At 66.2% G+C, this 11694-nt stretch carries 10 protein-coding genes; 5 read left to right on the top strand and 5 right to left on the bottom strand.

Features of this window, described 5'->3' with window-relative positions; genetic code table 11:
- Positions 1-292 precede the first annotated feature (292 nt).
- The 4 genes from L978_RS10555 (at position 293) to L978_RS10540 (ending at position 4323) form a co-directional block, all read left to right on the top strand.
- Entirely contained in the window at positions 293-1588 is a 1296-nt protein-coding gene (locus L978_RS10555; RefSeq protein ID WP_047523022.1) for a nucleotide sugar dehydrogenase, read from the top strand.
- 62 nt (positions 1589-1650) lie between these two features.
- Positions 1651-2787, top strand: coding sequence for a UDP-galactopyranose mutase (gene glf, locus L978_RS10550; protein WP_047523021.1), 1137 nt, complete (start codon positions 1651-1653; stop codon positions 2785-2787).
- Between the two features lie 10 nt (positions 2788-2797).
- On the top strand, positions 2798-3589 hold the full coding sequence (locus L978_RS10545) for an ABC transporter permease (protein WP_047523020.1): 792 nt from the start codon (positions 2798-2800) through the stop codon (positions 3587-3589).
- Positions 3589-4323 (top strand): ABC transporter ATP-binding protein, encoded by a 735-nt coding sequence (locus tag L978_RS10540; RefSeq protein ID WP_047523019.1) that lies wholly within the window; start codon positions 3589-3591, stop codon positions 4321-4323. The genes L978_RS10545 and L978_RS10540 overlap by 1 nt, the downstream gene beginning before the upstream one ends.
- Before the next feature lie 7 nt (positions 4324-4330).
- On the opposite strand, the gene L978_RS18375 is transcribed toward L978_RS10540, so the two are convergent.
- Genes L978_RS18375 through L978_RS10525 form a run of 3 tightly spaced genes read right to left on the bottom strand, consistent with a single transcriptional unit; the run spans position 4331 to position 7796 of the window.
- Positions 4331-4924 carry a hypothetical protein gene (locus tag L978_RS18375; RefSeq protein ID WP_081997010.1) on the bottom strand — a complete coding sequence of 198 codons (594 nt, stop codon included), beginning with the start codon at positions 4922-4924 and terminating at the stop codon, positions 4331-4333.
- Positions 4925-4926: 2 nt separating this feature from the next.
- Entirely contained in the window at positions 4927-5889 is a 963-nt protein-coding gene (locus L978_RS10530; RefSeq protein WP_047523018.1) for a glycosyltransferase, read from the bottom strand.
- On the bottom strand, positions 5886-7796 hold the full coding sequence (locus L978_RS10525) for a glycosyltransferase (protein WP_047523017.1): 1911 nt from the start codon (positions 7794-7796) through the stop codon (positions 5886-5888). The genes L978_RS10530 and L978_RS10525 overlap by 4 nt, the downstream gene beginning before the upstream one ends.
- Positions 7797-7944: 148 nt before the next feature.
- Between L978_RS10525 and galE the strand changes: the two genes are divergently transcribed.
- Positions 7945-8934, top strand: coding sequence for a UDP-glucose 4-epimerase GalE (galE, locus tag L978_RS10520; protein ID WP_047523016.1), 990 nt, complete (start codon positions 7945-7947; stop codon positions 8932-8934).
- 36 nt (positions 8935-8970) lie between these two features.
- Here the strand turns inward: galE and L978_RS10515 are convergent, their stop codons facing one another.
- Both L978_RS10515 and L978_RS10510 read right to left on the bottom strand, forming a co-directional pair.
- The gene (locus L978_RS10515) at positions 8971-10269 is read right to left on the bottom strand and encodes an O-antigen ligase family protein (protein WP_047523015.1); all 1299 of its coding nucleotides are present in this window, start codon (positions 10267-10269) and stop codon (positions 8971-8973) included.
- Positions 10266-11681, bottom strand: coding sequence for an O-antigen ligase family protein (locus tag L978_RS10510; RefSeq protein WP_047523014.1), 1416 nt, complete (start codon positions 11679-11681; stop codon positions 10266-10268). Before L978_RS10510 ends, L978_RS10515 begins: the two co-directional genes overlap by 4 nt.
- Between the last annotated feature and the right edge of the window lie 13 nt (positions 11682-11694).

Below are 11694 nucleotides of genomic sequence, written 5' to 3'. Positions count from 1 at the left end.
CGGACCATCGAGCAGGTCGAACTCGCGACCCTCGAATACGCTTGGTGGTGGAACGACTCTCGCCTTCACGGTGAGCTCGACATGCGCACCCCACTCGAGGTCGAGAACGCGTACTACACTGACTTCCAATCAGCCCAAACGCCAACTGCTGGACAAGGTTCCCGATACGAACCAAAGCCAGGCCGATTCAGCAGGTTGACTGAGCGAGAGCCGGTGTGAGTACCCTGTACCTCGAGCCGAACCGACTGCCGGCGTGGCAGGGAACCGGGGAGGACGGCCTAGACTAGAAACCATGCGTATCGCCGTCGTCGCCCTCGGAAAGATCGGGCTTCCCCTCGCCGTCCAGTTCGCTTCGTCCGGTCACGAGGTGATCGGTGTCGACGTGAACCAGAAGGCCGTCGACACGATCAACGCCGCGCAGGAGCCCTTCCCGGGCGAAGCCGAACTCCAGGAACGACTCAGCGAGCTGGTCCCGTCCGGACGGCTGCGGGCCACCACCGACTACGGCGACGCGATCCCCGGTGCGGACGCCGTCGTGCTCGTCGCACCGGTCTTCGTCGACGACGCGACCTGGGAACCGGACTTCCGGTACATGGACTCGGCGACGACCTCTCTCGCCGAGCACTTGACCCCCGGTACCCTCATCTCCTACGAGACGACATTGCCCGTGGGCACCACGCGCGAGCGTTTCACGCCGATGCTCGAAGCCGGCTCCGGACTCACGGAGGGCAAGGACTTCCACGTCGCGTACTCGCCCGAGCGGGTGCTCACCGGTCGGGTGTTCGCAGACCTCCGCAAGTACCCGAAGCTCATCGGCGCGCTCTCCGACGAGGGCAACCGTCGCGCACGCGAGTTCTATGAGGCGGTGCTGCAGTTCGATGAGCGCCCCGACCTCCCGCGTCCGAACGGGGTCTGGGACCTCGGCACGACCGAGGCCTCCGAGATGGCCAAGCTCGCCGAGACGACCTACCGTGATGTGAACATCGGCCTCGCGAATCAGTTCGGGCTCTTCGCAGCGTCCCACGGAATCGATGTCTACAAGGTCATCGAAGCCTGCAACTCGCAGCCGTACAGCCACATCCACCGACCCGGTATCGCCGTCGGCGGGCACTGCATCCCCGTCTACCCGCGTCTGTACCTGTCGACCGACCCCGATGCCGACATCGTCCGTGTCGCGCGTCAGTTGAACGCCTCCATGCCGGAGCGGCTCGTCGCGCAGGCCGAGGGCATTCTGGGCGACCTGAGCGGTCAGCGCGCGGTCGTGCTCGGCGCGGCCTATCGCGGTGGCGTCAAGGAGACGGCTTTCTCCGGCGTCTTCCCGACGGTGAAGGCCCTCGAGGATCGCGGAGCCGAGGTTGTCGTGCACGACCCGCTGTACACCGACGAGGAGTTGCGGGGCCTCGGCTTCGAGCCTTACGCGATCGGCGGAGAAGTCGACCTCGCGATCCTGCAGACGGACCATGCCGACTACCGTGAACTCGGGCCCGAGCAGCTCCCCGGTGTGAAGCTTCTCGTCGACGGACGCGCCGCGACCGATCCGACGCGCTGGGCAGGTACTCCGCGTATCGTGGTCGGCACCGCGGCATAGACCGCTGTCCGTCAGGCTCCTCTGGCAGAAGCTCCCAGCCGGACGCCGATACGATTGGTGACATGGATCTTCTTGTCGTCGGGTCGGGTTTCTTCGGCCTCACCATCGCCGAGCGTGCCGCCGAAGCCGGCCGCAAGGTGACAGTCATCGACCGCCGCCACCACATCGGAGGAAACGCCTACAGCGAGGCGGAGCCCGAGACGGGCATCGAGGTCCACCGCTACGGAGCGCATCTGTTCCACACCTCGAACGCGACGGTGTGGGAGTACGTCAACCGCTTCACGAGCTTCACGAACTACGTGCACCGCGTCTACACGACGCACAAGGGCACGGTCTTCCCCATGCCGGTCAACCTCGGCACCATCAACCAGTTCTTCCAGTCGGCGTACACGCCCGATCAGGCCCGCGCGCTCGTGAAGGAGCAGGCGGGGGAGTTCGACGTGAAGACGGCCTCGAACTTCGAGGAGAAGGGCATCGCCCTCGTGGGACGCCCGTTGTTCGAGGCGTTCTTCCGCGACTACACCGCGAAGCAATGGCAGACCGACCCACAGAAGCTCTCGGGCGACATCATCAGCCGCCTGCCGGTGCGCTACACGTACGACAACCGCTACTTCAACGACACGTGGGAGGGTCTTCCGACTGACGGCTACACCGCGTGGCTGGAGCGCATGGCGGATCACCCCAACATCGAGGTGAAGCTGAACGTCGACTACTTCGACGACACCCAGCCGCTCAGCAAGAAGGCGACCGTCGGACAGGTCCCTGTGGTCTACACCGGCCCGGTCGACCGCTACTTCGACTACGCCGAGGGGGCACTCAGCTGGCGCACGCTCGATTTCGAGCAGGAGGTGCTGAACGTCGGCGACTTCCAGGGCACCAGCGTCATGAACTACCCCGACATGGACGTGCCCTACACGCGCATTCACGAGTTCAAGCACTTCCACCCGGAGCGCAAGGACGTGTACGACTCGGACAAGACGGTGATCATGCGGGAGTTCTCGCGCTTCGCCGAGCGCGAGGACGAGCCGTATTACCCGGTCAACACCCCGAGCGACCGTGAGGGGCTGCTGGCCTATCGCGAGCTTGCGAAGGGGGAGGACGGCGTGCACTTCGGCGGACGCCTCGGCACGTACCAGTACCTCGACATGCACATGGCCATCGGCTCGGCGCTGTCGCTCTGGAACAACACTCTCTCCTAGACTCGACATCGTGAGTCACGCTGCTGTCGGGGCGCCCGGGACGCCCCGGCGTTATCTGCATTCGCTGTGGCTGCTCTCGGCTCGCGACCTCAAGGTCCGCTACGCCACGAGCTCCCTCGGATATCTTTGGTCGATCCTCGACCCTCTGGTGATGAGCGCGATCTACTGGTTCGTGTTCACGCAGGTGTTCAACCGTGACGTGGGGGAAGACCCCTACATCGTCTTCCTCATCGTCGCGCTGCTGCCGTGGGTGTGGTTCAACACCTCGGTGTCCGACTTCACCCGCGCGTTCAAGAAGGACGCCCGGCTCGTCCGCTCGACGGCGATCCCGCGCTCGATCTGGGTCAACCGCATCGTGCTGAGCAAGGGCATCGAGTTCCTCTTCTCGATGCCGGTCCTGGTGCTCTTCGCCGTGTTCAGCGGTGCGCATGTGAACTGGCTGCTGCTGTGGTTCCCGGTGGCGGTCCTCTTGCAGACGATGCTTCTGGTCGGGCTCGGACTCCTGGTCGCGCCGCTCTGCGCGCTCTACACCGACCTGGAGCGGACGACGGCGCTCATCCTGCGGGCCCTGTTCTACGCCTCCCCGGTGATCTACAGCTTCCGGGACCTGCCGGCGCCGTTCGACGTGATCGGCGCCTTCAACCCGCTCGCCGGGATCTTCACCCTCTACCGTGTGGGCTTCTTCGCCGATCTCTGGGATCCGATGCCGATCCTGATCAGTGCGGTGATGTGCGTGGGTATCCTCGCGCTCGGGATGTGGACGTTCGGACGCCTGGAGCGACCCGTGCTGAAGGAGCTGTGATGGCTGCGGCGATCGAAGTCACGAACCTCGGAGTGCACTTCCGACGGAACCGGCGCGGGCGCCGCAGTTTCAAAGATCTCTTCGCCGGTGCATCCCGCAGGTCTCGGCCGGGGGAGTTCTGGGCGCTGCGCAATGTCTCCTTCACCGTGCAACCCGGGGAATCGATCGGCGTCGTCGGGCGCAACGGTCAGGGCAAGTCCACGCTGCTTCGTCTGGTCGCGAAGGTGCTGCTCCCCGATGAGGGGACGGTCAGCGTCAACGGCGGCGTGGCCCCGTTGATCGAGATCACCGGTGGCTTCGTGGGCGACCTCACCGTGCGCGAGAACGTTCGCCTCACGGCGGGCCTGCACGGGATGTCCCGTGACGAGGTGTCGCGTCGTTACGACGACATCATCGCGTTCGCCGAGTTGGCGGGATTCGAGGAGACGCCCTACAAGCACCTGTCGAACGGCATGAAGGTCCGTCTGGCCTTCTCCGTGGTATCGCAGCTCGACGAGCCCATCCTGCTCGTGGACGAAGTGCTCGCGGTCGGCGACAAGGCGTTTCGGGACAAGTGCTACAAGCGCATCGACGAGCTGCTCGCCGACGGACGCACCCTCTTCTTCGTCAGCCACAACGAACGCGATCTTCGTCGGTTCTGCACGCGGGGACTCTACCTCGACAAGGGCGCGCTCGCGCTCGATGCGCCGATCAACGAGGTTCTGGACCGCTACAACGCCGATTATGCGGCGTGACGGTCGTTCAGAGTCCGGCCGTGCTCCGCAGCTGCTGAACCGACGACCGGGCAGCCTCGACGGCTGCGGCGACGCCGGAGCCGTCGGTGATCGCGCTGCGCAGCTGCGTGAGGCGGGTGGCGTAGGTCGACACTCCTTCGCGCCACTGCTGCTCGATCGAGGACGGAGGGAGCGCGTCCGACAGCCGTTGCGCGTCCTGCTGCAGCGTGTCGAGGACCGGCAGTGCGTCCTGGCCGCTCGCACCGGCGATGATGTCGAGCCCTCGGGGCGCGTCGCCCAGCCATCCGCTGACCCGTTCGCGGAAGACCTCGATCGAGGGATCAGCCACCGGCGGCGCTGTGACCTGCGGCGTCTGCACCGGTTCGGGGGTGGGTGAGGAGGTCGGCGTCGGTGTCGCAGTCGGGGTTGAGGAGGCCGAGGGCGACGGCGAGGCGGAATCCGTCGGTGTCGGCCCGTCCCCGCGCGGGAGGAAGAAGAACAGGAGAGCACCGACGATGGCGAGTGCTGCGACGACGAGCCCGACGATCAGCCAGACCTTTCCGGTCTTCTTCGGCTGCGGGGGCAACGGGGCCCAGCGGAGCTCGGGCTGCGGTTCGTCCATCGTCACGCCTCCAAGGGGGCCATCGGCTGCCAGCTGCGGTCGCGGCCGACCTTGCCGCCGTCACGGATGCCGCGGAAGAGGTTGCTGGTGCCGCGTACGGTCCGCTCCACGAAGACGAGGCGGATGAGCTCCTTGAAGAACGTCGCCGTGGTGCCGAGGCCGAAGAGGAGCGGGTTGTAGACGCCGTGGACCCGGTAATACTGCTTGATGAAACCGCGGTTGCGCATGATGTAGTACCGGTACGCGTTGCTCGAGGCGTTCATGTGGCGGATGCCCATGTCCCACTGCTTGATCTCCCGCGTGCGGCGCAGCACGAACTCATCGACGATGACCGCGGTGGTCAGACGCGATGCCAACCAGCCGTACATCTGGTCGTCCCAGTAGATGAAGAAGCGCGGATCGGGCAGACCGATCTGCTGCACCAGCGAGCGGTGGATGAACATGCCCTCGAAGCAACCGCTGTTCATCTCCTTGTATCCGCTCTCATCGAAGGCGGAAGGAGCGAACGGAATCGGGATGCCCATGCGCTCGGCGATGCGGTACTGCCAGTAGAACTCGCTGCCGTCGTAGTCGAATCGACGGCCCTGGATGCTCTTGAACCGGCTGCTCCAGGCTCCCATCCTCGCGAGCCCCTCGGGAAGGACCTCGACGTCGTCGTCCATCATCCAGATCCACTCGGAGCCGAGGTCGTATGCGGTGCGCATGCCCTCGCTGAAGCCCCCCGAGCCGCCGGTGTTCGTCTCCAGACGTCGGTACACGATCTCGGTCCCGATGTCATCGCGGAACGACTCGACCACGTCGGTGGTGTCGTCAGCCGAGGCGTTGTCGATGATCACGACGTGGCCCGGCTTGGGGTCCATCGCGGTGATGCTCGTGAGCAGGCCAGAGAGAAGGTGGGAACGGTTGAAGGTGACGATGACGATCGTGGCGGCCTTCGGGTCGAATGCAGCGGGCGCCGCGGTCATGCCTTCTCCTCGAAGATCTTCTGCCAGGACTGGGGGGAGACGAGATCGGGCAACGCCTGACGGTACTGCTGCTGCAATTCGGGCCATCGGCGACGGAGCTCCGCATGCAGTCGCATCGTGTCGCGAAGCATGCGCCGATACTTCGCGCGGTCGCGGGTGTAGATGTTCTTGCCGGATCCGTCTGCGGCGCTCACCAGGGCACTGTCGAACGCGGGGACGCGCCACCAGTGCGCGTCCTCCTTGCCGAACTCGACCTCGGGCTGCGCGATGTTCGCCGGCTCCGGCCGGTGCATCCAGTGGGAGACGAGGGTCGACAGCGTGAACCAGCGCAACCTCATGCCCTTGGGGCTGTCGAGGTCATTCTTCGACAGCTGCTTGTAGACCTGTCTGCCGTGCCGCGAGTGCAGGACGGCGGAGGGATCGCGGTGCACGACCGTCTCGGGGTACTCGGCGGCGAGAGAGCGGGCCTCCGGCATGGCCGTGCCCAGGTTCTGCCGCATGTGGTCCGGGCCGGAGAGCACGTCGCGCAGAGCTTGCGCACGGAGGGCGACAGGGTAGTACTGCATCATCATGAGGTGCTTCAGGTCGACGCGTCGGCTGTGCCGGATCAACCGCCCGCCGCGGGGGGCGTTGGAATGCAGGAGCCCGGCGACGATGCGGTTGCGGGCGTGGAAGTAGGCCTGCCAGTCGATGGTGTCGTCCTTGTTGACCCAGGAGACATGCCAGAGGGCAACGCCCGGCATCGACACGGTGGGGAAGCCGGCTTCCCCCGCGCGGAGGCAGAATTCTGCGTCGTCCCACTTGATGAAGGCGGGGAGCGACAGGCCCACCTTCCTGATCGCGTCGAGGGGGATCAGGCACATCCACCAGCCGTTGTAGTCGGCGTCCATGCGCATGTGGAGGAGCGTCGACTGGCGCAGGTTCGAGACCCCGAAGTCATGCGGCATCCTGTCCTGATAGAGGTTGCGCCACATGAAGGGGCCCTCGTCGACGACTTCCGCCCAGCCGTGCAGCTTCGGGCGGTCGAGCAGATCGAACATGTGACCGCCGACCAGGACAGGAGAGGTCGCGTACTGACCGAACACGATGGATCGACGCAGCGACTCCGGCTCGAGACGGACGTCGTCGTCGAGCAACTGCACGAAATCACTCTCCGGACGCTGCAGCGTCTCGTGCATCGCCCGGGCGAATCCTCCCGAGCCGCCCAGATTGTCCTGGCGGATCACCTGGAGCGTCTCGCCGAGGCTCTCCGCGACGTCGTCGTAGCCATCTTGTTCGGCCACGATCTGTGTGCCCTGGTCGATCAGGAAGATGCGGTCGATGAACTCCAGCGCGTCGGGCGACGCGGCCAGCGCGCGGAGGGTCTCGACGCAATAGTCCGGCTTGTTGTAGGTGGTGATCCCGAGAGAGGCCTTGCCCCTGCGAGCGGGCTCCTGTTCGGTGGTCCACTCCGCGCCTTCGAGCACGGCCGGCTTCTCATCCGCGACGATGTCGAACCAGATCCACCCGCCGTCGCTGTACTGCGTGAGCTCGAGGTCGAACGAGGTCGACGCTTCGCCAGTGACCTCGCGCGTGGCGACGCGCTGACGGACGCCGGATCCATTGGAGCGGTACACCAGGATCGTCGCCGGGCCGGTGGTGCGCACGGTGAGCTGAACCTGGCGGACACTCGTCCAGTGCTGCCAATAAGACGCGGGGAAGGCATTGAAGTACGTCCCCATCGACACGCGACGTCCGGCGACGATACGGGCACGATTCCTGGCCAGGATGTTCCCCAGGTGTGCGCGGTTCGAGACGCGGACGGGTTCGTCCTCGATCACGGACCACGTCTCCGGATCGGCATACAGCGGAAGGAGGTCGGGGTCGCGATCAAGTGGGAAGACGACGTTCTGAAGGACGTGGGCCACTGGGAGGTTCTCCGATGTTGATGCCGCAGGCCGCTGTCAGCGGACAGCGCGGGACTCGACGAGCAGTGAGTAGCCTACCGTCGATGACCTCTGCATCTCCGGAGAGTCTCCCTCAGACGCTTCGGATGCCCTGACTAGACTGGCCGCGATGAAGGTACTGATCACCGGCGGCGCCGGCTACATTGGCTCGACCATCGCGACGGCGTGCATCGAGGCGGGTCTCGATGTGGTCCTCCTCGACGACCTCTCCCGCGGGCTCCGGTCCTTCGGTGAGGGGCGCGATCTGTACGTCGGCGACATCGCCGACGTCGCCGTGGTGGACCGACTTCTGGCCGATCACCCCGACATCGATGCGGTCATCCACTGCGCCGCACGCATCGTCGTCCCGGAATCCGTCGCCGACCCTCTCGGGTACTACGAGGCGAACGTCGGCAAGACGATCGTCCTTCTCCAGCGCTTGCGGGACGCGAGCATCCCTCGCATCGTGTTCAGCTCCTCGGCGGCGGTGTACGCCGGTGAGGGCGGCGACGGCGTGGATGAGGCCGGCCGACTGGCGCCGGCGAGCCCGTACGCCACGAGCAAGGCGATGGTCGAGCAGATTCTCGACGATGCAGCGAACGCCGGCGACTTCCGCGCGATCGCGCTACGGTACTTCAACCCGATCGGAGCCGACCCGCAGTTGCGCACCGGCCTGCAGAATCCGACTCCTTCGCACGCGCTGGGAAAGATCATGCAGGCCAGAGCGTCCGGAGAGCCCTTCACGATCACCGGAACCGACTGGGCCACACGCGACGGCTCGGGTCTCCGCGACTACATCCACGTCTGGGATCTCGCTCTGGCACATGTCGCGGCGGTTCAGAAGTTCGACGATGTCGCCACCCACGATGAGCCGTACCAGGTGATCAACCTCGGCACCGGCGACGGTGTGACGGTCCGAGAGCTCGTGGCCGCGTTCGAACGCGTCACCGGTGAACCTCTCGCGGTGATCGAGACCGATCGCCGCCCCGGTGACCAGGCGGGTGCCTACGCGATCGTCGACCGCGCGGCCGAGGTGCTGGACTGGCGTGCCGAGCGCTCGGTCGACGACGGTGTGCGCGACGCGATCGCCTGGGCCGAGAAGCTGCGCTCGCTGAGCTGAGGGCGCCGCGGCGCCCTCAGACGCCCCTGTGCGCGGTCACTCCTGTGGGCGGAGCGTCGGGATCGCGCCCGTGTGCACAGCGTCGATGTTCTCGCGCCAGGACCGCGATTGTCCGGCGCGCAGCGCGCAGAGCACCAGCATGAACCACCCGGCGCCGACCAGCGTGAAGCTCTCGAACATCGAGTCGACGGCCAACGTCACCAGCATGATCGGCGTCCAGGCGTAGACGACGGATCGTCGCACGCTGGCCACCAGCCAGGAGCGGATCAGTGCGACGCCGCCCAGCAACAGGAACAGCACCAGACCGGCCGCGCCGAGCTGGAGCAGCACATCGAAGAACGCGTTCAGTGCGCTCTGGTGATGGTCGTCCAGCTGGAAGTTGATGAAGGTGAACGGGTATTCGCCACGGGCCCACTCACCGAACCATCCCCACCCGTTGATCGGTCTGACGGCGACGAAGTCGAGGATCGTGTTCCACAGAGACGCGCGGATCGAGAAGTCCGATCCGGCGTCCAGCAGCGCGATGATCTGGTGGCGCAGCGCGAACGCGATCGCGAGCGTCAGGGTCACGAGGATCCCGAGGACGAGCTGCACGATGTTGCGCCGCGCGGGTGACGTGTGTCGCACGATCGTCAGTGCGAGCGTGACGGTGCCCACGGCGACGGCGAGCACGAGCACGGTCGGCGATGCCGAGAGGAAGGCCAGGGAACCGGCGAGGCCGATCGAGACCACGGCGAGCGGCGGGTTCACGGACTGCGTGCGCCACTCGATGACGAACGTGATGAGGGCGATGACCGCGATGAACCCGAGCATGTTGCGGCTGCCGAACAGGCCCTGGATCGGACCGCCTTCCGCCAGGTTTCCCTGGATGGCGAGAAAGGTGAACGGGAGATCGAGGAGGATGCCGGACAGGATCTCGAGTCCCAGCGAGACGGCGAGGAGGGCGCGCAGGGTGTCGCCGATCGCGCGAACGGTCTGGAGGGTGTCGCGGATGTGGCCGATCGTGATCGCGAGGAACGCGTAACCGAACAGCGACATCCAGCCGAACAGCGTGTCCGAGCGGTCCGTCGTCCACACCAGGCTCACCAGAGCCCAGCCGAGGAAGGCGATGAGTGACGACGGGGCGATCCGGAGGAGGGACAGCTCGTCCCGTCGGACCCACAGGATCGCCGCGCCCAGGAGGCAGAGCACCGTGATGATGGTGGCCAGCGTGACCTTCGACGTCATCCGCTCGATCGCGTACGAGGCGAAGACCGTGGTCAGAGTGGCGAGGGCGAAGGCGCGAGCCAGCTCGACCGATCCGAGCAGCCGCACCAGGGGGCGCGACGACGTCACGGAACCCGCCGTTGCCGGGCACCGCGCTCGAACACGAGGTCGCGCTCGCCGACCCCGACCAGCGGGACCGACTTCAGCTTGAACGACAGGAGCACCACGAGCATCCAGCCCCACAGCATGATCGGCGTCGACTCGGCGAACCCCTGGACGAGGAGGACCACGGTGAACAGGCTGGGCAGCAGAGTCAGCGGAGAGAAGGGGCGCGCGGAATCGAGGTCCCACCGGGGACGATCGACGGCGAAGAACCACGAGCGCCACAACAGGCTCAGGTACGCCACGCCCATCAGGATGACGCCGACGACGCCGAGCTGGAACAGGACATCGAGCCACATGTTGTGCGCGTGGAAGACGGTGATGCCGTGATCGGTGATCCAGTGATCGAACGACGGGTCGGTGGGGATCCAGGGGCTGGAGAAGCCGTTGCCGAGAATCGGGTGCTCGCGGACCCGCTCCAGGACCTTCGCCCAGATCAGATCGGAGCGTCCGGTGAGATCGGAGGTGCGGCCGACGAGGCCGAGGAGTGGCTCTCGAAGCAGCCAGACCACGGCCGCGGCCAGAGCCGTCCCGCCGATGGCGACGACGTAGATGCGCGTGCGTGCGCCGGGGGTGCGGGCGCGACGCATGAGGAGTGCGACCACGAGGACGACCAAGGTCGCGGCTGCGCAGATGAACGCGGTCACGGAGGACGTGCGGAACAGGAAGTATGCCGCGAGGAGCATCCAGAGCGCGAGCGTGGTGCGCCAGCGCGCGCGGGCGACGAACAGCACTCCGAAGGTGATGATCGAGAACAGCGAGATGATCGCGAGCACGTTCGCATTGCCGACGATCCCCTGGATCCTGCCGCCGTCGAAGAGGTTGTCGCGCACCCAGTAGAGCTGCGGGTCGATCCGGCCGTCCGGCAACGTCGCGAAATTCGGCAGGAGCGGACTGTGCAGGACGAGTGAGACCCACAGCTCGAGGGCGAGCGAGAGGCCGAGGATCCACTTGAACGCGGAGGAGAGGGCCCGCACGATCTCATGCCAGGTGAGCACGTGCGCGATGAAGAGGCCGTTGACGGTCACCGCGGCGAGGAGGAACCAGGTGATCAGAGTCGGCCCCCGCCATTGCGACCAGGCGACGGACAGGAGGGCGAACGCCGTGTAGCCGATCGCCGTCCAGGGCAGGCGCCGCCAGCGGAACGGCTGCGGGTGATTGCGGGCCAGCATCGGGACGCCGATGGCCAGCGTCGCGAGTGTGAAGGCGACGAGAGTGGCACCGGCCCCCTCCATGCCGACGAGGTTGTACACCGCGGTGTGCGCGAACGTCACGATCAGCACGAGGATCACGTAGCCGCGCAGCATCAGATGCCCCGTCGACTCGCGCTCCGGCGGTGTCGGCGGGGCTGCCACCGGGTGCTTGGTGTACTGGGCCATCGCGTTCAGGCTA

It is taken from the genome of Microbacterium sp. ZOR0019, from assembly GCF_000800925.1.
In the GTDB taxonomy this organism is placed as follows: Bacteria; Actinomycetota; Actinomycetes; order Actinomycetales; family Microbacteriaceae; genus Microbacterium; species Microbacterium aurugineum.
The sequence above is the reverse complement of the archived record's forward strand: the minus strand, read 5'-3'. Positions and strand labels throughout refer to the sequence as shown.